This window comes from Citrobacter sp. KH_055_1 (genome assembly GCF_057838705.1).
In genome coordinates this window covers 2,932,838-2,954,025 of sequence record NZ_CM174473.1, presented here as the reverse complement: position 1 = coordinate 2,954,025, position 21,188 = coordinate 2,932,838, and the positions used below count along the sequence as shown (strand labels likewise).

Annotated in this window: 25 protein-coding genes; 14 read left to right on the top strand and 11 right to left on the bottom strand. The window is 53.3% G+C overall.

Annotation, left to right across the window (positions count from 1 at the left end; all coding sequences use genetic code 11):
* Position 1 precedes the first annotated feature (1 nt).
* From AC3ITF_RS14075 to mdtH, 8 genes are all read right to left on the bottom strand, one after another.
* Positions 2–568 carry a cytochrome b gene (locus tag AC3ITF_RS14075; protein ID WP_115258876.1) on the bottom strand — a complete coding sequence of 189 codons (567 nt, stop codon included), beginning with the start codon at positions 566–568 and terminating at the stop codon, positions 2–4.
* Positions 569–830: 262 nt separating this feature from the next.
* The gene (locus AC3ITF_RS14070; protein ID WP_096757577.1) at positions 831–944 is read right to left on the bottom strand and encodes a YceO family protein; all 114 of its coding nucleotides are present in this window, start codon (positions 942–944) and stop codon (positions 831–833) included.
* A gap of 50 nt (positions 945–994) precedes the next feature.
* Positions 995–2,113, bottom strand: coding sequence for an N-methyl-L-tryptophan oxidase (solA, locus tag AC3ITF_RS14065; protein WP_489175767.1), 1,119 nt, complete (start codon positions 2,111–2,113; stop codon positions 995–997).
* A gap of 114 nt (positions 2,114–2,227) precedes the next feature.
* A complete protein-coding gene (gene bssS, locus AC3ITF_RS14060) occupies positions 2,228–2,482 on the bottom strand; it encodes a biofilm formation regulator BssS (protein WP_096757575.1) in 255 nt (84 codons plus the stop codon).
* Positions 2,483–2,824: 342 nt separating this feature from the next.
* Positions 2,825–3,070 (bottom strand): DNA damage-inducible protein I, encoded by a 246-nt coding sequence (gene dinI / locus AC3ITF_RS14055; protein WP_137400361.1) that lies wholly within the window; start codon positions 3,068–3,070, stop codon positions 2,825–2,827.
* A gap of 74 nt (positions 3,071–3,144) precedes the next feature.
* Positions 3,145–4,191, bottom strand: a complete 1,047-nt coding sequence (pyrC, locus tag AC3ITF_RS14050; RefSeq protein WP_489175766.1) for a dihydroorotase — start codon at positions 4,189–4,191, stop codon at positions 3,145–3,147.
* 104 nt (positions 4,192–4,295) lie between these two features.
* Positions 4,296–4,856 carry a lipoprotein gene (locus AC3ITF_RS14045; protein ID WP_096757571.1) on the bottom strand — a complete coding sequence of 187 codons (561 nt, stop codon included), beginning with the start codon at positions 4,854–4,856 and terminating at the stop codon, positions 4,296–4,298.
* Between the two features lie 115 nt (positions 4,857–4,971).
* On the bottom strand, positions 4,972–6,180 hold the full coding sequence (mdtH, locus tag AC3ITF_RS14040; RefSeq protein ID WP_096757570.1) for a multidrug efflux MFS transporter MdtH: 1,209 nt from the start codon (positions 6,178–6,180) through the stop codon (positions 4,972–4,974).
* Positions 6,181–6,438: 258 nt separating this feature from the next.
* Here mdtH and rimJ point away from each other — a divergent pair, with 258 nt between their 5' ends.
* The 4 genes from rimJ to murJ all read left to right on the top strand — a co-directional run bounded on the left by rimJ (position 6,439) and on the right by murJ (position 10,492).
* Positions 6,439–7,023, top strand: a complete 585-nt coding sequence (rimJ, locus tag AC3ITF_RS14035) for a ribosomal protein S5-alanine N-acetyltransferase (RefSeq protein WP_115258871.1) — start codon at positions 6,439–6,441, stop codon at positions 7,021–7,023.
* A 35-nt stretch (positions 7,024–7,058) separates the two neighbouring features.
* The gene (locus tag AC3ITF_RS14030; RefSeq protein ID WP_096757568.1) at positions 7,059–7,709 is read left to right on the top strand and encodes a YceH family protein; all 651 of its coding nucleotides are present in this window, start codon (positions 7,059–7,061) and stop codon (positions 7,707–7,709) included.
* A 1-nt stretch (position 7,710) separates the two neighbouring features.
* Positions 7,711–8,634 carry a Gfo/Idh/MocA family protein gene (locus AC3ITF_RS14025; protein WP_489175765.1) on the top strand — a complete coding sequence of 308 codons (924 nt, stop codon included), beginning with the start codon at positions 7,711–7,713 and terminating at the stop codon, positions 8,632–8,634.
* A 322-nt stretch (positions 8,635–8,956) separates the two neighbouring features.
* Positions 8,957–10,492, top strand: a complete 1,536-nt coding sequence (murJ, locus tag AC3ITF_RS14020) for a murein biosynthesis integral membrane protein MurJ (protein WP_489175764.1) — start codon at positions 8,957–8,959, stop codon at positions 10,490–10,492.
* An 83-nt stretch (positions 10,493–10,575) separates the two neighbouring features.
* On the opposite strand, the gene flgN is transcribed toward murJ, so the two are convergent.
* From flgN to flgA, 3 genes are all read right to left on the bottom strand, one after another.
* Entirely contained in the window at positions 10,576–10,998 is a 423-nt protein-coding gene (flgN, locus tag AC3ITF_RS14015; RefSeq protein WP_115258870.1) for a flagella biosynthesis chaperone FlgN, read from the bottom strand.
* Positions 10,999–11,001: 3 nt separating this feature from the next.
* A complete protein-coding gene (gene flgM / locus AC3ITF_RS14010) occupies positions 11,002–11,295 on the bottom strand; it encodes a flagellar biosynthesis anti-sigma factor FlgM (RefSeq protein WP_096757564.1) in 294 nt (97 codons plus the stop codon).
* A 93-nt stretch (positions 11,296–11,388) separates the two neighbouring features.
* A complete protein-coding gene (gene flgA, locus AC3ITF_RS14005; protein WP_181490355.1) occupies positions 11,389–12,048 on the bottom strand; it encodes a flagellar basal body P-ring formation chaperone FlgA in 660 nt (219 codons plus the stop codon).
* 157 nt (positions 12,049–12,205) lie between these two features.
* Between flgA and flgB the strand changes: the two genes are divergently transcribed.
* The 10 genes from flgB to flgK all read left to right on the top strand — a co-directional run bounded on the left by flgB (position 12,206) and on the right by flgK (position 21,176).
* On the top strand, positions 12,206–12,622 hold the full coding sequence (gene flgB / locus AC3ITF_RS14000; RefSeq protein WP_096757563.1) for a flagellar basal body rod protein FlgB: 417 nt from the start codon (positions 12,206–12,208) through the stop codon (positions 12,620–12,622).
* Between the two features lie 3 nt (positions 12,623–12,625).
* Positions 12,626–13,030 carry a flagellar basal body rod protein FlgC gene (flgC, locus tag AC3ITF_RS13995; protein ID WP_096757562.1) on the top strand — a complete coding sequence of 135 codons (405 nt, stop codon included), beginning with the start codon at positions 12,626–12,628 and terminating at the stop codon, positions 13,028–13,030.
* Positions 13,031–13,041: 11 nt separating this feature from the next.
* Complete coding sequence (flgD, locus tag AC3ITF_RS13990) at positions 13,042–13,740, top strand: flagellar hook assembly protein FlgD (RefSeq protein WP_489175763.1); 699 nt, start codon at positions 13,042–13,044, stop codon at positions 13,738–13,740.
* Positions 13,741–13,766: 26 nt separating this feature from the next.
* Positions 13,767–15,059 (top strand): flagellar hook protein FlgE, encoded by a 1,293-nt coding sequence (gene flgE / locus AC3ITF_RS13985; RefSeq protein WP_489175762.1) that lies wholly within the window; start codon positions 13,767–13,769, stop codon positions 15,057–15,059.
* Positions 15,060–15,079: 20 nt separating this feature from the next.
* Positions 15,080–15,835, top strand: coding sequence for a flagellar basal body rod protein FlgF (locus tag AC3ITF_RS13980; RefSeq protein ID WP_096757559.1), 756 nt, complete (start codon positions 15,080–15,082; stop codon positions 15,833–15,835).
* A 13-nt stretch (positions 15,836–15,848) separates the two neighbouring features.
* Positions 15,849–16,631 (top strand): flagellar basal-body rod protein FlgG, encoded by a 783-nt coding sequence (gene flgG / locus AC3ITF_RS13975; RefSeq protein ID WP_045441663.1) that lies wholly within the window; start codon positions 15,849–15,851, stop codon positions 16,629–16,631.
* Between the two features lie 57 nt (positions 16,632–16,688).
* Positions 16,689–17,387, top strand: a complete 699-nt coding sequence (locus tag AC3ITF_RS13970) for a flagellar basal body L-ring protein FlgH (RefSeq protein WP_096757558.1) — start codon at positions 16,689–16,691, stop codon at positions 17,385–17,387.
* Positions 17,388–17,399: 12 nt separating this feature from the next.
* Positions 17,400–18,497, top strand: a complete 1,098-nt coding sequence (locus AC3ITF_RS13965; protein ID WP_096757557.1) for a flagellar basal body P-ring protein FlgI — start codon at positions 17,400–17,402, stop codon at positions 18,495–18,497.
* On the top strand, positions 18,497–19,447 hold the full coding sequence (flgJ, locus tag AC3ITF_RS13960) for a flagellar assembly peptidoglycan hydrolase FlgJ (RefSeq protein ID WP_117341764.1): 951 nt from the start codon (positions 18,497–18,499) through the stop codon (positions 19,445–19,447). The genes AC3ITF_RS13965 and flgJ overlap by 1 nt, the downstream gene beginning before the upstream one ends.
* A 64-nt stretch (positions 19,448–19,511) precedes the next feature.
* Entirely contained in the window at positions 19,512–21,176 is a 1,665-nt protein-coding gene (gene flgK / locus AC3ITF_RS13955; protein ID WP_181637863.1) for a flagellar hook-associated protein FlgK, read from the top strand.
* Positions 21,177–21,188 lie beyond the last annotated feature (12 nt).

The window sequence follows — 21,188 nt, the reverse complement described above, 5'->3', positions numbered from 1 at the left end:
TTTAAGCTCCATAGTCAGATGACGATTTTCCCAACATGCGATTAAGGGTATCGTCGTTGTCGATAAAGTGGTGTTTCAGGGCCATCAGCCCATGTAAAAGAGAGAGGACCACAACGCTCCAGGCAAGCCACAGGTGCAGGCTTCCGGCGAGATCGGCCTGCGCCCCGGCGTTGGCGAGCGTGGCGGGGATCTCAAACCAGCCAAAGACGCTGATGGGTTTGCCGTCTGCGGTCGAAATTAAATACCCACTGATGACAATGGAGAACAGCAGCAGATATAAACTGAGGTGGCCCAGGGCCGCAGCCAGACGAGTTAAGCGAGAATAGCTTTTCAATGCCGCAGGAGGAGGAGAGAACAGCCGCCAGACCACGCGAATCACAAGCCCCATCATCAGCAATACGCCGATGCTTTTATGCAGTTCAGGTGCCTGGTGGTACCAGCCATCGTAATAGCTGAGTGTGACCATCCATAAACCCAACGCAAACATGCCATACACGGCAAGCGCGACCAGCCAGTGTAAAACGGCTGACACCACACCATAGCGCTGTGGACTATTATTGAATTGCATAAATACACCGATAGATATTTCAGAAGTGAATGAAAATGGCCTGTAAAAGACATTAATGCAACTAATAAATAACAATAGTGATGATATTTATTCTTAATTCAATAAATTTGATGTGATGATGAGTTGATCATCAGGTGTTTAGAGAAAGATGGGCGGGTAGAGCCTGATGTGAGGTACTTTGCAGGGTTTCTGATTATTCAATTAATCACAATAAAAATTAAAGAAATCTCAATTGCTGTCAATTATTGTCAGCAGGCTAAGATCAGAAAAACATAATATATATTACATCCATGATTGCCAGCAGCGACCATAAAATAATGTAGAGCATAAAATGCTCGCGTATATTATTCACCAGATAGTCAACGATGCGGCGCATCACTATTATTCCTTCAATAAAATGGCCCCAGTGGCGAGGCCATATCATGGTTATCGTTTAAAACGGCTCAGTTTGAACGGTGCCAGGTCGAAGGCCGACGGCTTGTCCTGGGCAAAATCAGCCGCAATTTCCCCCAGTACCGAGGCAAACTTAAAGCCGTGACCGCTTAGCCCGGTAATAATAAGCGTATTATCATGTCCGGGTAGCGTATCAATAATAAAGTCTTCATCCGGAGAGTTATCGTAGGTGCACGACGCACCGTGCAGACAACATCCCACGCCGGGCAGAACAGAACGCAGGAACGGGAAAGCCTCTGAACCATCGCTGGCGACAGCGGCAAACGCTTTGCGCTCTTCGGCTGAGCGAATAACCTGCCCGCCGTTATGTTTACCAATCTTCAGTTCGTCGTTCTCGGCCGGGAAACCGTAATACTGATCGCCATTAGGCAATTCGCCGGTGAAGGCCGGGAAATTGTTTTTAACGCTGTAGCGCCCGTCAGCCTGATACCACGCGAACACTTTGCGCACTGGCTGTATCGGCAATTCCGGTACTAATGCCTGTACCCAGGTGCCGGCACTCACCAGCGCTTTTTCCGCGTGATAGTCGCCGTCTGCGGTCTCAACCGTTACGCGATCATCATGATGGTGAATCGCGGTAACCGGGCATTTAAACAGCTGAGCGCAGCCTGCTTCCTCAGCCAGGCGAATCCAGGTCTTAATGGCCAACTCACTGCGCAGAAAACCTGAATCGGCCTCAAACAGGCCGATATAGTTTTCCGGGACACGAATTTCGGGCCAACGGGCCATGATGGCAGCGGCATCCAACTGTTCAACGTTGAGCTGCCACTGTTTTGCGCTTTGCGCCACGTTAGATAAGAACGTGGAATCTGCCGGGCCGAGGTTGACAACGCCAGAACGGACAAACACAGGTTCTTCATTATGCTGGGCGAGTTCATCCCACAATGTCTGCGCACGCAGGACCAACGGAACGTATTTTTCACCTTCGCCATAGGCATGACGAATTAAGCGTGTATCGCCGTGATGGCTACCCTGTTGGTGCGGCGGCATATGTGCATCGATCATCAGTACATTCAGACCGGCGCGCGTGGCATAGTATCCGGCGGCGGCGCCTACGGAACCGCTGCCAATAATGATTAAGTCGTATTTCATCCGCTTCTCTCTGCAATCGCGATAGTAGCAGGGTAAATAACTGACCCGCATTATTCAACTATCAAATAAGAAAGGCACCGTTAAGGTGCCTTTTGAAGGTTGGGTGCATCAGATTTAATGACGCTGATACTCATTAGCGGGGAAATCACCTGATTCAATTTTGGCGATTCCGGCTTCTAATATTGAAATAAATTGCCTGGCAACATCAGTGGTTAACCAGAGCGTTTGACCAACTTCAGTCCCATTTGGGTCTGGACGATTCGGGGTCTGGTAGTGCAAACGCAGCATCAGCGCATCATAGCTATCAACGGTGCTGATGTCCCATCCTACAAGCGGATGAGTCTGAATGACTTCATTATTCTTTTCCATCATGCCCCCTAATTCGTGTTACTAGACAACGGTTTTCGAGGTTCAATGCGTTTTTTTCTGAAGCAAGTTCAGTATATCAATAAATAAGGGTATTCACTGAAAATTTAAAGAGAACAGGGCATGATTTTTTTGTTTTAAGTGTTATCTGAACGATAAACCGGCATGTCATTCATATTTTTTTAGCATGTTGTGCAGTTATTTTGTGGTTTTGACTAAAAGATAATCAGCATGTAAATAAACATTAACTGTTTTGTTGAGAGAGATTGCTCGAAATCTTTATGATACGGGAAAATAAAAAAAGCCGGGGCGACCCGGCAAAAAAACATCACTGCATATCATTTTTTATTCATTAATGAACCAGTCATCCGCGCTTTCCCATGTCTCTTGCAGGATCTCGCTGATGCGTTCTTTGTCCTCTTTTGTCGCGCCAATGACCGATAGATTGTTTGTGCCGGCATAACGAACGGTGACGTTACCGTCGTTATCCGGAAAATGATGGTGAATACGACGGGAGAGTTCACCTGACAACGCGTCAATGGCGCCAGCAGGCAAAGGTGAAGTTTTGGCAATAGTGACTTCAATACGCATAATAGCCCCCTGTTGAATATACTGGTTATTTATACAGTTAACTTCGCCAGTTGACAACAGGTTGCGACTTTTTTTTAGCGTTTCACTGACCAGCGTACGGTTTCACCGCCGAGGAAAGGCACCAGCGTGTCTCCCTCCAGAGCGATACTTTCCGGTATCTGCTGCTCTTCTTTAACCAGTTCAATAAAGGTGTCGTTAACCGGCAGTCCGTAGAAGCGAGGACCGTTAAGCGAGCAGAAGGCCTCGAAATGGGCCAGGGCGTTCATCTCTTCGAAGACGGTGGCATAACTGGCGAGTGCGGTAGGGGCATTAAAACACCCCGCGCAGCCGCAGCTGGATTCTTTACGATGACGCGCATGCGGCGCCGAGTCAGTGCCGAGGAACGCCCGGCTGAAACCACTGGCGACCAGTTCACGCAGCGCCTGCTGGTGGATGTTTCGCTTGAGAATAGGCAGGCAATACAGATGCGGACGAATGCCCCCGACCAGCATATGGTTACGGTTAAACATCAAATGCTGCGGGGTAATGGTCGCTGCCAGCAGATCATTGCCGTCACGCACGTAGTCGGCGGCGTCTTTAGTGGTGATATGTTCAAACACCACTTTCAGCGCGGTCAGACGCGACCGCAATGGCTCCATCACCGTGTCAATAAAGCGTGCTTCGCGATCGAATATATCAATCTCCGCATGCGTGACTTCACCGTGCACCAGCAAAGGCATGCCGAGTTTTTCCATCCGTTCCAGAACCGGCATGATGGCATCAATAGAGGTCACGCCGTGAGTAGAGTTGGTGGTGGCGTTAGCCGGGTAGAGTTTGGCGGCGGTGAAAACACCTTCGTTGAACCCGCGCTCCAGTTCGTTGGGATCCAGCGTGTCCGTCAGATAGCAGGTCATTAACGGGGTGAAATCGTGTCCGGCAGGTACGGCGTCCAGTATACGCTGACGGTAAGCGATGGCTGCGTCAACAGTAGTGACGGGCTGTGCCAGGTTCGGCATGACAATTGCGCGTCCATAAATTTCACTGGTATAGGGCACGACAGTTTTCAACATGTCGCCATCGCGAAAGTGAAGATGCCAGTCGTCTGGGCGGCGGATCTTTAATACCTGGGATGGTGCAGTCATCAATATGCTCCGGCTGAGGATAGTCTTTTTTGCCGGAAACAAAGGATAAGCGGAAACGTTTTCGTTTGCACGAAAAAAAGGGCGCTGATGCGCCCTTTGGTGTGTTAATCGGTGAACGGGATGATGATTTCACCCGGTTTTACTTCAATTCCTTTTGCCAGCTTTTTCGCCAGCGCTTCGCCTTCACTGCTGTCTTCACGCAGGACGTATGCCGGTTGCTGGTTGAAATAATTGCGCAGCGACTGGTTTAAATATGGCATCAGGGTTTGCAAAACCGACTGCATTTTTTCTGGCGTGACGGTCGCATCAACCACTTCCATCTCTTGCAGATAAATCGCGCCTTTTTCTTTATTGAACACCGGTAATGCTTTTAACTTCAGCTTCATTGTCGCTTTCTGGCTGCCAAATAGTGAGTTCATGTCCAGGTTGGCATCGCCGGTCAGGGTCACTTTATTGGGTTCTTCACGACCGATCTGGCTGGTCAGATTGCTCAGCACGATGTGGGCTTCAGCAACGCCGGGCAAACCGATATCTTTCGAAAAATTATTATGCTTTGCCAGCGCCTGGTTAATTTCTTGCTCGCTTACCGTGTATTGTGTGAGTTGATTACAACCAACCAACAGGCCGCTGACAATGAGTGCAGCAGCAAAAAAAAACTTTTTCATGGGGTTCCTCAACATGATGCTTATGGCGTAATCGTGACACAAAGCAGCATCCAGTACCAGCGCCCCGGACACCAGCAGAAAAAACTGAAAAGGTGTCCGGGCTGAGGGTTACGCGTCAGGCATCAGGCTCCAGCATTCCACGCGTCGTGCGTTTGTGGCTGAACTGCCAGCCCAGCGCCAGGAAGGTGATAATGCCGATAACACCCAGCATCATCCACGGTAACTCGGGCTGCGACAGTGCCTTACCCATATCAAACAGCCAGCCGCCGCCGATGTAGCCTATGGCGCCGCCGATGGCGAGTCCCAGCCGACTAAAGCCCATATAGCTCCCCCGGGCCCGTGCGCTCGCCAGCGAGGCGCTGAGCGTTTCACGTGCTGGCTCAGCAATAATGGAGCCGATATAGAACGTGCAGATCAGGGTGAAGAGCTGCTGTAGGTTTCCGACCAACCCAATAGGCATCATGCTGAGTGACATGATTAACAGACCGGCCATCAGACGGTGTTCAAGGCGAAAACGTTTTTCGCTCCAGCGGGCAATCGGGTAGAGCAACGTTAACGAGAGGCACGCCTCGATGGCATACATCCATTTGACGGCCGCCGGGGATCCTGCAATGTCGTTAACCATAATCGGCAGCATCAGCATCACCTGGACTGCCAGCATGTAGTAACCTGCCAGCGTCAGCACGTAAGTGACAAATCGCTTGTCACGCATCACGTGGTTCATCCCTTCACGCACCGGAATTTTCACTGTCGATAGTTTCCACGCAGGAAGCAACCAGGCGTTAAAGGCGGCGCACAGGATGAAGATAATGGCCCCGGTGGCGCAGACCAGCCTGAAGTCATACTGTAACAGCCAGCTTCCCAGTAATGCCCCAATGACCGCCCCGGCGCTGTCCTGCATCATCAGGATGGAGAAGAAGCGTCCGCGCTTTTCCGGGCGGATCAGTTTGACCACCAGCGCCGAACGGGGGGGATCGAACAGCGTGCCGCCCAGCCCGGAGAGAAAACAGGAAAACCACAGAAGCCAGGGTTCATGGGCGATTCCCATCGTCGCAAACCCGGCGGCGCGCATCAGCATGCCGGTGACAATCATCGGTTTTGCGCCAAAACGGTCGGCAATGGCCCCGCCAAAAATTCCCAAACCCTGCTGAATAAATTGACGTAACCCGAGCGCGATGCCGACCATCACGGCGGCCCAACCCATTTGGTCGACGAAACGAATCGAGATCAGCGGGAAGACGACGAAGAAGCCCAGCACGACCAGCATATTATCGATAAGCAGGAAATATTTACCCAGGTTCCTCGCCTGCGAGACTTGCGACATTTCCCCTCCAGGGAAAAACTCGTCACTCTGTTTAGAGTTTTAACGGTAAGCCTGTCTATTCTGCGGGGTTGTCTGACCTTTTCCCACCCTCGGCGGGACAATATTTTTTTATCAAAAGTCGGTCTTGATAGAGAGTTTTCATCAAAATGTGTGAATAATTCAAGAAATGGTGTTTTGCTCTTTTCATCGGGCATATTTGTACAGGTATAGTATCGCGAATAGCGTATTGAAAACGGTGCGGGAAGGAGTAGGTATAGAATGTTTGGCTATCGCAGTAACGTGCCAAAAGTGCGCTTAACCACGGACCGCCTGGTCGTGCGTTTAGTGCATGAGCGTGATGCCTGGCGTCTGGCAGATTATTACGCAGAGAATCGTCATTTCTTAAAGCCATGGGAGCCTATTCGCGATGAAAGCCACTGCTATCCCTCTGGCTGGCAGGCGCGTCTGAGTATGATCACCGAGTTTCATAAACAAGGCTCTGCCTATTACTTTGCGCTGCTCGACCCGGAAGAGAAAGAGATTATCGGTGTTGCAAATTTCTCCAACGTTGTGCGTGGATCGTTTCACGCCTGCTATCTCGGCTATTCCATTGCGCAAAAGTGGCAAGGGCAGGGATTGATGTATGAGGCATTGGTTGCAGCCATTCGCTATATGCAGCGTACGCAGCATATTCATCGCATTATGGCGAACTATATGCCACACAATAAACGTAGCGGCGATTTGCTGGCGCGGCTTGGATTTGAAAAAGAAGGTTATGCCAAAGACTATCTGCTGATAGATGGGCAGTGGCGCGATCATGTGCTGACGGCGTTAACAACATCAGAATGGACCCCCGGTCGCTAAGTTTCAGCTGTATTGGCTGATGAATGGAGAAGACGATGAAATATGAATTAACCGCTACCGAAGCACGCGTGATTGGCTGTTTGCTGGAAAAACAGGTGACTACGCCGGAACAATATCCGCTCTCCGTGAATGGTGTCGTGACCGCCTGTAACCAAAAAACCAATCGTGAACCGGTGATGAATCTGTCGGAATCGGAGGTGCAGGATCAGCTCGATAATCTGGTGAAACGCCATTTCTTGCGTACGGTGAGCGGATTCGGCAATCGTGTGACCAAGTACGAACAGCGCTTCTGCAATTCAGAGTTTGGTAACCTTAAGCTCAGCGCCGGTGAGGTGGCCTTGATCACCACGCTGTTACTGCGCGGTGCGCAGACGCCGGGCGAACTGCGTAGTCGCGCATCCCGCATGTATGAATTCAGCGATGTGGCGGAAGTGGAGTCAACACTGGAACAGCTGGCCACCCGCGAAGATGGTCCTTACGTGGTCCGTCTGGCGCGTGAACCGGGAAAACGCGAAAGCCGCTATATGCATCTGTTCTGTGGCGACGTCGATCTGACGATGGTGACAACCGCCGATGAGCCTCAGGCGGCATCCAGCGATTTGCAGGCGCGCGTTGAGGTGCTGGAAAGCGAAGTCGCTGAGTTAAAACAGCGGCTCGAATCCTTGCTGGCGCATCTGGGAGAGTAACGTGAAAAAACTTCGTATCGGTGTCGTCGGGTTGGGCGGCATCGCGCAAAAGGCCTGGCTACCCGTGTTGGGCGCCGCTGCGGACTGGACGTTACAGGGGGCCTGGTCACCTTCGCGTGAGAAAGCAGAACGGATTTGTGCAGCCTGGCGCATGCCGTATGTTGATTCATTACAAAACCTGGCGGCAACCTGTGATGCGGTTTTCGTACACTCCAGTACTGCGACGCACCATGCGGTAGTCAGCGAATTGCTTCATGCCGGGGTCCACGTTTGCGTGGATAAACCGCTGGCGGAAAACCTGCGTGATGCGGAACAACTGGTGGAGCTGGCGGCGCGAAAAAAACTGACGTTGATGGTCGGATTTAACCGCCGGTTTGCGCCGCTGTATCGCGAGTTAAAGTCGCAGTTAAGCCAGCCAGCCTCCATCCGCATGGATAAGCATCGCAGCGATAGCGTCGGGCCACACGATCTGCGTTTTACGCTGCTGGATGACTATCTGCATGTGGTGGACACCGCGCTGTGGCTGGCAGGGGGAAAGGCACAGCTAAATAGCGGCACGCTGTTAACCAACGAGTCCGGAGCAATGCTGTATGCAGAACACCATTTCTGCGTCGACCGGCTGCAGATAACGACCAGTATGCATCGCCGTGCGGGCAGTCAGCGCGAGAGCGTGCAGGCGGTTATCGACGGTGGGTTAATTGATATCACGGATATGCGTGAATGGCGTGAGGAGCGCGGACACGGTGTCGTTCAGCAACCGATACCCGGCTGGCAAACGACGCTGGAGCAGAGAGGCTTTACCGGATGTGCGCGCCATTTTATTGAATGCGTGCAAAATCAGACAGTTCCTGAGACAGCGGGTGAGCAGGCTATTCTGGCGCAGCGCGTGGTGGAAAAGCTGTGGCGGGATGCGATGGACGAATAACCCCCTGTAACATCTGGCGGTAGTAATTCAGCATAATCCAGGTACTATACCCAAAATAATTCGAGTTGCAGGCAGGCGGCAAGGGAGTGAATCCCGTTAGCTTACTCAGGTAAGTGATTCGGGTGAGCGAGCGCAGCCAACGCACATGCAGCTTGAAGTATGACGGGTATATATGCCCACTCAAAATAACACCTCTTTTCAACCATAGGCTGGCTTGTAGGCCTGATAAGACGCTGCGGCGTCGCCATCAGGCACAGTGACATTGCCGGATGGCGATGTTGGTTATACGGGGTTTTGCCTCAGAGTCTGGAATACAACATAGATGAATTTATTAAAGTCACTGGCAGCCGTCAGCTCAATGACGATGTTCTCACGCGTGCTGGGTTTTGCGCGTGATGCGATCGTCGCCAGAATCTTTGGTGCAGGGATGGCGACCGATGCCTTTTTTGTGGCCTTCAAACTTCCTAACCTGCTGCGTCGAATTTTTGCTGAAGGCGCATTTTCTCAGGCATTTGTCCCTATTCTGGCTGAATACAAAAGTAAGCAGGGCGAAGACGCCACCCGCGTGTTTGTTTCCTACGTGTCTGGCTTGCTGACGCTGGCGTTGGCCGTTGTGACGGTTGCCGGGATGTTTGCCGCGCCGTGGGTGATCATGGTCACCGCGCCAGGCTTTGCCGATACTGCTGACAAATTTACGCTGACTACCCAGCTGTTGCAGATAACCTTTCCTTATATTCTGTTGATTTCGCTGGCCTCGTTGGCGGGTGCGATTCTGAATACCTGGAACCGTTTCTCTATTCCGGCGTTTGCGCCGACGTTTCTCAACATCAGCATGATCGGTTTTGCGCTGTTTGCCGCGCCGTATTTTAATCCGCCGGTGCTGGCGCTGGCGTGGGCCGTGACCGTCGGTGGTGTGCTGCAACTGGTATATCAACTTCCGCACTTGAAGAAAATTGGCATGCTGGTGCTGCCGCGCGTGAATTTTCGTGATGCGGGCGCGATGCGCGTAGTGAAGCAGATGGGGCCGGCGATCCTCGGCGTTTCCGTCAGCCAGATTTCCCTGATTATCAACACGATTTTCGCGTCATTTCTGGCTTCAGGTTCGGTTTCCTGGATGTACTACGCTGACCGTTTGATGGAGTTCCCGTCAGGTGTTCTGGGCGTCGCGCTGGGCACTATTCTGCTGCCCTCGCTGTCAAAAAGTTTTTCCAGCGGTAACCATGATGAATATTGTCGCCTGATGGACTGGGGTTTACGCCTGTGCTTCCTGCTTGCTTTGCCCAGTGCGGTGGCATTGGGGATCCTGGCAAAGCCGCTGACGGTTTCATTGTTCCAGTACGGTAAGTTTACCGCTTTTGATGCGTCCATGACCCAGCGCGCGCTGGTAGCGTATTCGGTCGGCCTGATTGGCCTGATCGTGGTGAAAGTATTGGCCCCCGGATTTTATTCCCGTCAGGACATTAAAACGCCGGTGAAAATTGCCATCGTGACGCTGATTATGACCCAGGTGATGAACCTGGCGTTTATCGGTCCGTTGAAACATGCCGGGCTGTCGCTGTCGATCGGTCTGGCGGCCTGTCTGAACGCCTCGCTGCTGTACTGGCAGTTGCGTAAACAGAAAATATTCACGCCACAGCCGGGTTGGGCCTGGTTCCTGGCGCGTCTGGTGATCTCTGTGCTGGTGATGTCTGCGGCGCTGGTGGGGATGCTGTACATTATGCCGGAGTGGTCTCAGGGGACGATGCTGTGGCGTCTGCTGCGCTTAATGGCGGTGGTGTTGGTCGGCATTACTGCTTACTTTGCCGCGCTGGCCGTGCTGGGCTTTAAAGTGAAAGAGTTTGTGCGCCGAACGGCATAATGAACATACTGCCGGATGAGGGGAGCACCTTATCCGGCCTGCAAAACACGCAGGCCTGAAAGCTACGAGCCGTCAGGCATTCGTCAAATTGAGAACTTCTTTCCGCCGCGATGGGCTGAAGATGTTTGGCCGTTAGCGCCATACAGCGTGGGTTCCTGATGCGGTTTAAGCACCTCGAGCGCCTGTTGATTGCGCTCGATTTGTCCTTCCAACAGCCAACCATTATGCTGGTTGAGATCGCGTAAATGCTGCGTTTTAGTGGTAATCGTCTGCCAGCGTTGGGCAATATCATCATTAGCGCTGCGCGTCGCGTCGTGCTCAAGACGTCGCTGCTGCTCCAGGTAATCCAGGGTTGCCAGCAAAGAACTTTTTTCTTCTGTAATACGCTGTAGCTGGCTACCGTGAATGTGGCCTGCGGAAAGTTGCTGCTGCTCAGCATCCATCACCGTTTTCAGGTCATTCAGGACAGTCGTCATCTGATCAAGTATTTCTGACAAACGCGTCATACTTTATTTACTCTGTAAGTAGCTCTGCGCCTCGCGGATCAGCGAGTCGGCAATTTTTCCGGTATCCATTTTCAACTCACCGTTACGGATGGCGGTTTTCAGTGCTTCGACGCGCTCCATATTGATGTCGTTGGTGCCGGGTTGCATCAGCTTTGCCTGCGCGTCGCTCAACATGACGCTAGTGCTGTTGGTCGTGGACGTTTTTTCCTTACGCGTTTTTTGGACCAACGTGTCGCTGGCTTCGCGCGGTTGGACAGTACTAACTGGCTTCAATGGTGAGGTACGATCAATACTCATTTTTTTTATCCTCATCGAGGGGTTACGCTATAGCGGCCCGCTTTAATCATTGGTTGATTATCTATCGGCATCCGCAAAAAAATCTTTAACCTATTATAGGTTAATAAGAATATTCCCATCAGAATCGACGACGCCGCTGACGACCTGGCCTGAAAGCATCCGTACCCTGGCGTTCTGGGCAACCGCCGCATTATTCAGCGCCTTACCTTCCGCATTCACGCGAAAACCGTCTCCATTGGCGATAACCAACACGCGCTGACCCGCTTTTATCCGCCATGCTTGACGCAGCATGGTGAGCTGGATCGGCTGGCCAGCGACCACATCACGCAGACTCACCGTTTCCTGCACCTGGTTAATGTCCAGCACGGTACGTGGCGGCAGTTGGTCCAGACGACCGCGTTTTAGCGTTACGCTGGCTGAGTTAAGCGCGCTTCCCCGGGCGATGGGGGTAGCGGCAACCACGTAGTCGCCCGTGGCCTGCACGTTCACCTGTAGGTAACGTTTTTCATTACCGCATCTCGCCAGCACATTCACATTGCCCCATAACTTCGCGCTACCGGCCACGCTGAGTGCCGGTTGCTCACAGGCAGGCAGCAGGTTGGGTGGGGTCCGGAGGGTAACGATCACCTCGTCACTGAACCCTGCCAGTCGCTCGGAAAACCACGCCGTAAGCTGCGAATTCAGGTCTTGCGCCAGCGTCAGGGGGCTGAACAGCAGTGCGACCACCGCTATTCCGCGTTTGAACGTTTGCATCAATACCTCTCGCTTTTTCAGGCTGTGGCTGGATTTTACCTGTGTGACGCCGCCATCAACGCAACAAATAGCGACGCATTTTGCGCTTATTCCAGCGATAACGCGCGCGTAATGGGATTTAAGCTGTCGGCTGAATTTTGTCATTTGCGGAGGAGATATGCTCGATAAGCTCGACGCCGCCTTACGTTTTCAACAGGAAGCGCTGAATCTGCGCGCCCAACGCCAGGAAGTATTAGCGGCCAACATTGCCAACGCCGACACGCCGGGGTATCAGGCGCGCGACCTGGATTTCGCCAGTGAATTAAAAAAAGTCATGGTGCGTGGACGGGAAGAAACCGGCGGTGTCTCGTTGACGCTGACCTCTGCACAACATATTCCGGCCCAGACACTTTCTGCACCTTCGACGGAGTTGCTTTATCGCATTCCGGACCAACCGTCGCTGGATGGCAATACGGTGGATATGGACCGCGAGCGTACGCAGTTTGCCGATAACAGTCTGAAGTATCAGATGGGGCTCACCGCATTGGGTGGACAAATCAAGGGCATGATGACCGTGCTGCAAGGAGGGAACTAATTCGTGGCGTTGTTAAATATTTTTGATATCGCAGGTTCGGCGCTGACCGCGCAATCCCAGCGCCTGAACGTGGCGGCGAGCAATATGGCGAATGCGGACAGCGTGACGGGACCTGACGGTCAACCGTATCGCGCGAAGCAGGTTGTTTTTCAGGTTAACGCCGCGCCGGGTGCGGCTACCGGTGGCGTAAAAGTCGCTGATGTGATTGAGAGCCAGGCGCCGGACAAGCTGGTTTATGAACCGGGTAATCCGCTGGCCGATGCGAACGGTTACGTCAAAATGCCCAATGTGGATGTGGTCGGAGAGATGGTCAACACCATGTCAGCCTCACGCAGCTATCAGGCAAACGTCGAAGTGCTCAATACCGTAAAAAGTTTGATGCTTAAAACGCTGACGCTAGGCCAGTAAAGGAGCCGCACATGTCAATTTCGGTAAAAATGAATGACCCGAGCAGCACGGGCGTGAATGCAGCCAGTAACAACAGTTCACTGACGGGCAGCAATGCCGCCGATCTGCAAAGCAGCTTTCTGACGCTGTTAGTCGCGCAGCTGAAAAACCAGGATCCGACCAACCCCTTGCAAAACAACGAACTCACCACCCAGCTGGCGCAAATCAGTACTGTCAGCGGGATTGAAAAGCTGAATACTACGCTGGGGTCGATTTCTGGACAGATAGACAACAGTCAGTCGCTGCAGGCCAGTACCTTGATTGGTCATGGCGTGATGATTCCAGGTACCATGATCCTGACCGGGAAAGGGACGGAAGAGGGGGCGACCACCACCACGACACCGTTTGGCGTTGAGCTGCAGCAGCCAGCCGATAAGGTCACTGCCACCATTACCGATAAAGACGGCAAGGTCGTGCGCACGATCGATATTGGTGAGCTGAAGGCGGGGGTTCACACCTTCACCTGGGACGGCACCATGACGGATGGCACAGCGGCCCCAAGTGGTTCCTACAACGTGGCGATATCCGCCAGCAATGGGGGGACGCAGCTTGTGGCGCAGCCACTTCAGTTTGCGTTGGTGCAGGGGGTTATTCGCAGCAACGGCGGTAACACGCTGGACCTCGGCACCTATGGAACCACCACCCTCGACGAAGTACGGCAGATCATCTAAGCCTTCACACTTATCAGGAGTAAGTCATGGCCTTTTCTCAAGCGGTCAGCGGTCTGAACGCTGCAGCGACCAACCTCGATGTCATTGGTAACAACATCGCCAACTCCGCGACCTACGGGTTTAAGTCCGGTACCGCTTCCTTTGCGGATATGTTTGCCGGTTCCAAAGTGGGTCTGGGCGTTAAAGTTGCGGGTATTACCCAGGACTTTACCGATGGCACTACCACCAACACCGGCCGTGGGCTGGACGTTGCCATTAGCCAGAACGGATTCTTCCGTATGGTCGACAGCAATGGGTCTGTTTTCTTCAGCCGAAACGGTCAGTTCAAGCTCGATGAAAACCGTAATATCGTCAACATGCAGGGGCTGCAGTTGACGGGCTATCCGGCCACCGGCACACCGCCGACGGTACAGCAGGGCGCAAACCCGGCACCGATCACGATTCCGAATACGCTGATGGCGGCGAAATCCACGACCACCGCGTCTATGCAGATCAACCTGAACTCCACTGACAAGGTTCCAACCAAGACCCCGTTTAACCCAAGCGATGCGGACTCCTACAACAAAAAAGGCAGCGTTACCGTTTTCGATAGCCAGGGTAATGCCCATGACATGAATGTTTTTTATGTCAAAACGACGGATAACAAATGGGATGTTTACACCCAGGATGCCAGCGTGGCGGGCTCTCCCGCGACTAAAAATGCGGTGATGAACTTCAGCGCTAATGGCACGCTGGCCTCAGTGAATAACTATATTCCGGGTACGGTACCTGTGGATCCGTTAGATCCGACTGGCCCCAAAATTCTTGTTGAAGGCCCCGCCAATGCCCAGCCGCAAATTCAGATAACCACTGGTGCTATCAATGGCGCGGTCCCTGCGGGTTTCTCTCTGAGTTTCCTCAATTCCATGCAGCAGAATACCGGCGCCAATAACATCGTTGCGACGAATCAGAACGGCTACAAACCGGGCGATCTGGTGAGCTACCAGATTAACGATGACGGCACGGTGGTGGGTAACTACTCCAACGAACAGAAGCAACTTCTGGGGCAGATCGTGCTGGCTAACTTTGCCAACAACGAAGGTCTGGCTTCTCAGGGCGATAACGTCTGGGCCGCGACACAGTCTTCTGGCGTCGCGCTGCTGGGCACCGCGGGCACCGGTAACTTCGGCAAGCTGACGAACGGCGCGCTGGAAGCATCGAACGTGGATTTGAGTAAAGAACTGGTGAACATGATCGTCGCCCAGCGTAACTATCAGTCGAACGCGCAGACCATCAAAACCCAGGATCAGATCCTCAACACGCTGGTCAACCTGCGCTAAGCGCTTGACGGGATGGCTTAATGGATCACGCAATTTATACCGCCATGGGCGCGGCCAGTCAGACGCTGAACCAACAGGCGGTGACGGCCAGCAATCTGGCAAACGCCTCAACGCCGGGTTTCCGCGCGCAGCTTAATGCGCTACGTGCGGTGCCGGTTGAAGGGCTCTCTTTACCGACGCGTACGCTGGTGGTGGCCTCCACGCCAGGGGCTGATATGACGCCAGGTCAGATGGACTACACCTCCCGCCCGCTGGACGTTGCGCTGCAACAGGACGGCTGGCTGGCGGTTCAGACCGCTAACGGCAGTGAAGGGTACACCCGTAATGGCGCAATTCAGGTAAGCCCCACCGGTGAACTGACCATTCAGGGACACCCGGTGATTGGCGAAGCCGGGCCAATAGCGGTACCGGAAGGTTCAGAAATCACCATTGCTGCTGACGGGACGATTTCTGCGCTGAACCCAGGCGATCCGGCGAACACCGTGGCGCCTGTCGGGCGTCTGAAGCTGGTGAAGGCGACGGGAAGTGAAGTACAGCGTGGTGATGACGGTATGTTCCGTCTGAGCGCGGCGGCACAGGCGACCCGTGGCCCGACGCTTCCGGCCGATCCCAGCATCCGCGTGATGTCGGGTGTGCTGGAGGGCAGCAACGTCAAACCAGTTGCCGCGATGAGCGACATGATCGCCAGCGCCCGTCGCTTCGAAATGCAGATGAAGATTATCAGTAGCGTGGATGATAACGCGGGTCGCGCCAACCAACTGCTGTCGATGAGTTAATACAGGACATTTTATGATCAGTTCATTATGGATCGCCAAAACCGGCCTGGATGCACAGCAAACCAACATGGATGTGATTGCCAACAACCTGGCAAACGTCAGCACCAATGGTTTCAAGCGTCAGCGTGCGGTGTTTGAAGATCTGTTGTACCAGACGATTCGTCAACCGGGCGCGCAGTCTTCTGAACAGACCGTACTGCCTTCGGGTTTGCAAATCGGTACCGGTGTGCGTCCGGTGGCGACCGAGCGTTTACACAGTCAGGGCAACCTGTCACAGACCAATAACAGCAAAGATGTGGCGATTAAAGGCCAGGGTTTTTTCCAGGTCATGTTGCCGGATGGTACCTCTGCTTATACGCGTGACGGTTCTTTCCAGGTGGATCAGAACGGCCAACTGGTGACGGCAGGCGGTTTTCAGGTTCAGCCAGCGATCACCATTCCAGCGAACTCGCTCAGCATCACTATCGGGCGTGATGGCATCGTCAGCGTAACCCAGCAAGGACAGGCGGCGCCGGTACAGGTAGGCCAGCTCAACCTGACCACCTTTATGAACGATACCGGACTGGAAAGCATTGGTGAGAACCTGTACACCGAGACGCAATCTTCAGGTGCGCCGAACGAGAGCACGCCAGGGCTTAACGGTGCGGGTCTGCTGTATCAGGGCTATGTTGAAACCTCTAACGTCAACGTGGCGGAAGAGCTGGTGAATATGATCCAGGTTCAACGTGCTTACGAAATCAACAGCAAAGCGGTGTCGACTACCGATCAGATGCTGCAAAAACTGACGCAACTCTAACGTGTTGTCCGGTGGGGTGAAAACCTCACCGGCACACTGATGTAGAAGATGAAGGCAATGCGAAAAAACGCGCTTCACCCATATCCGATTACGGCCCTGCTGGTGGTGTCACTGACAGGATGTGCCTGGATCCCGGCCACGCCGCTGGTTCAGGGGGCGACCTCTGCCCAGCCGATACCTGGCCCAACGCCGGTGGCGAATGGATCAATTTTTCAGTCTGCGCAGCCAGTTAACTATGGCTACCAGCCGCTATTTGAAGACCGCCGTCCGCGCAATGTTGGCGATACGCTAACTATCGTATTACAGGAAAACGTCAGTGCGAGCAAAAGCTCTTCTGCTAACGCCAGCCGTGATGGCAAAACAAACTTTGGTTTCGACACGGTGCCGCGCTACCTGCAGGGACTGTTTGGCAACGAGCGTGCTGACGTAGAAGCGTCCGGTGGGAACTCCTTTAATGGTAAAGGTGGCGCCAATGCCCGTAACACCTTTAGCGGTACGCTGACCGTGACCGTCGATCAGGTTCTGGTCAACGGCAATTTACACGTTGTGGGTGAAAAGCAGATCGCCATAAACCAGGGCACTGAATTTATCCGCTTCTCCGGGGTGGTTAACCCGCGCACCATCAGCGGCAGCAACTCTGTTCCGTCAACCCAGGTGGCGGATGCACGTATTGAGTATGTCGGTAACGGCTATATCAACGAAGCGCAGAATATGGGCTGGTTGCAGCGTTTCTTCCTTAATTTGTCACCGATGTAAGCGAGGCTTTCTGTGTTTAAAACTCTTGTTGCAATGGTCCTGATGCTGGCAACTACATTGGCCCATGCCGATCGTATTCGCGATCTGACCAGCGTTCAGGGTGTGCGTGAAAACTCGCTGATTGGCTACGGGCTGGTGGTGGGGCTGGACGGCACGGGTGACCAGACCACCCAGACGCCGTTCACCACCCAAACGCTCAATAACATGCTCTCTCAACTGGGGATCACCGTGCCGACCGGCACCAATATGCAGTTGAAAAACGTGGCGGCGGTGATGGTGACTGCATCCTTTCCGGCGTTTGGACGTCAGGGACAAACCATTGACGTTGTGGTCTCTTCAATGGGTAATGCCAAAAGCCTGCGCGGCGGGACGCTGCTGATGACCCCGATGAAAGGGGTTGATAGCCAGGTGTATGCGCTGGCGCAGGGCAATATTTTAGTCGGCGGCGCCGGTGCGGCAGCGGGCGGCAGTAGCGTTCAGGTGAACCAGCTCAACGGTGGGCGGATCACCAACGGGGCCACTATTGAACGCGAACTTCCTAGCCAGTTTGGTGGCGGAAACACCCTCAATCTGCAGCTGAATAATGAAGACTTTACCCTGGCACAGCAGATAACCGACACCATTAACCGTTCGCGTGGGTTTGGCAGCGCCACGGCGCTGGATGCGCGTACGATTCAGGTGCGTGTGCCTAGCGGCAATAGCTCACAGGTGCGCTTCCTCGCTGATATCCAGAATATAGAAGTGAACGTAACGCCGCAGGATGCGAAGGTGATTATCAACTCCCGTACGGGATCGGTAGTGATGAACCGCGAAGTTACGTTGGACAGTTGCGCGGTCGCGCAGGGCAACTTGTCTATCACGGTGAATCGCCAGGCCAACGTTAGTCAGCCCGATACGCCGTTTGGCGGTGGGCAAACCGTGGTTACCCCGCAAACCCAAATCGATATGCGTCAAAGCGGCGGCTCATTGCAGAGCGTGCGCTCCAGCGCCAATCTGAACAATGTGGTTCGCGCCCTCAATGCGCTCGGTGCCACGCCAATGGATTTGATGTCAATTCTGCAATCCATGCAAAGTGCGGGTTGTTTACGCGCCAAACTGGAAATTATCTGATGATTGGCGACAGCAAACTGCTGACCAGCGCCGCCTGGGATGCGCAATCGCTGAACGAACTGAAAGCGAAGGCGGGTCAGGATCCGGCGGCAAATATCCGCCCGGTCGCCCGCCAGGTTGAAGGGATGTTTGTCCAGATGATGCTGAAAAGCATGCGTGAAGCGCTGCCAAAAGATGGCGTCTTTAGCAGCGACTCGACGCGCTTGTACACCAGCATGTATGACCAGCAGGTAGCCCAGCAGATGACAGCAGGCAAAGGTCTGGGGCTGGCTGAAATGATGGTTAAGCAGATGACCGAAGGCCAGGGGACGCCTGCGGATGATGCGCCGCAGGTACCGATGAAGTTTTCACTGGAAACGGTGACCAGCTATCAAAACCAGGCACTGACGCAGATGGTGCGTAAAGCGCTACCGAAAGCGACGGAAGGGAACGATGAACCGCTGTCGGGCGACAGTAAAGACTTCCTTGCTCAGCTATCGCTACCAGCAAAACTGGCGAGTCAACAAAGCGGGGTACCGCATCATCTGATCCTGGCACAGGCGGCGCTGGAATCCGGCTGGGGGCAACGCCAAATCCGCCGTGAGAACGGTGAGCCGAGCTTTAACATTTTCGGCGTGAAGGCTTCGGGGAGCTGGAAAGGGCCGACCACCGAAATCACCACTACCGAATATGAAAACGGTGAGGCGAAAAAAGTGAAAGCCCGATTCCGTGTCTATAGCTCGTACCTTGAGGCGCTGTCGGATTATGTCGGGCTGATATCGCGTAATCCGCGCTACGCCGCGGTAACCGGTGCGGCGACTGCCGAACAGGGTGCGCAGGCCTTGCAGAATGCAGGCTACGCCACCGATCCGCACTATGCGCGTAAATTAACCACCATGATCCAGCAGCTGAAGTCGATGAGCGAGAAAGTGAGTAAAACTTACAGTAGCAATCTCGACAATCTGTTTTAAATAACTCAAGTCTACCCATCTGCTGCCGATAATAACGAGTATTGAAGGATTACAAGGAACCTCCATGTCCAGCTTGATTAACAACGCCATGAGTGGTCTTAGCGCAGCGCAGGCCGCGTTGAACACAGCCAGTAATAACATCTCCAGCTATAACGTGGCAGGGTATACCCGCCAGACGACCATTATGGCGCAAGCAAACAGCACGCTGGGTGCGGGGGGCTGGGTTGGCAATGGCGTCTATGTTTCTGGCGTGCAGCGTGAGTATGATTCATTTATCAGTAATCAGTTACGCGCTGCGCAGAACCAAAGCAGCGGTCTGACAACGCGTTATGAGCAAATGTCGAAAATCGATAACCTGCTCGCCAGCAAGACCAGCTCTATTTCTACCTCGATGCAGGGCTTTTTCACCAGCTTACAAACGTTGGTCAGTAACGCAGAAGACCCGGCGGCGCGTCAGGCATTGATTGGCAAAGCAGACGGCTTAGTCAACCAGTTTAAAACCACCGATCAGTATCTGCGCGATCAGGATAAACAGGTTAATACCGCGATTTCCGCCAGTGTTGACCAGATCAATAACTACTCGAAGCAAATTGCCAGTCTCAACGATCAAATCTCTCGTCTGACCGGCGTCGGCGCGGGCGCTTCACCGAACGATCTGCTGGACCAGCGCGACCAGTTGGTGAGCGAATTAAACAAGATTGTCGGCGTTGAAGTCAGCGTTCAAGACGGCGGCACCTATAACGTCACCATGGCGAATGGCTATTCGCTGGTGCAGGGCAGTAGCGCACGTCAGCTTGCTGCCGTACCGTCCAGTGCCGATACCACCCGCACCACCGTGGCCTATGTCGATGGGGTTGCGGGTAATATTGAAATTCCAGAAAAACTGCTCAATACCGGCTCACTGGGTGGGTTGCTGACGTTTCGCTCTCAGGAACTGGACCAGACGCGTAATACGCTGGGCCAATTGGCACTGGCTTTTGCCGACGCCTTTAACACACAGCATAAAGCCGGTTTTGATACTGATGGTGTTGCGGGTAAGGATTTCTTTGCCATCGGCGATCCGTCGGTGACCAGTAATGCTAAAAACACCGGCAAAGCGGAGTTAACCGCTGAAGTTGATGATAGTTCGAAAGTGCAGGCGACTGACTATAAAGTTGTGTTTAACGGTGGTAAATGGCAAGTCACGCGCCTGGCGGATAATACGACGTTTGAAGCAAAACCGGATGCCAGCGGTAAACTGGATATTGATGGTCTGAAAGTGACGGTAACGGATAATCCCACCGGAGCTAACGATAATGACAGTTTTATTCTGAAGCCGGTTAGCGACGCCATCGTCAATATGAAAGTGATGGTGACCGACGAGTCAAAAATTGCCATGGCGTCAGAGAAAAAGACCGATCCTGCTGCGGAGACGGGCGCAAGCGACAACCGTAACGGTCAGAAACTGTTGGATCTACAAAATAAGGCCACCGTCGGGAATAAAACCTTCAACGATGCCTATGCCACGCTGGTAAGCGATGTCGGTAACAAAACCGCGACGCTGAAAACCAGCAGCACCACGCAAAACAACGTGGTCACGCAGCTCTCTAATCAGCAGCAGTCCATCTCCGGGGTGAATCTCGACGAAGAGTACGGCAATTTGCAGCGCTATCAGCAGTACTACCTGGCTAACGCCCAGGTGCTGCAAACCGCGAATGCGTTGTTTGATGCACTGATTAATATTCGCTAAGGGAGAGGGAAT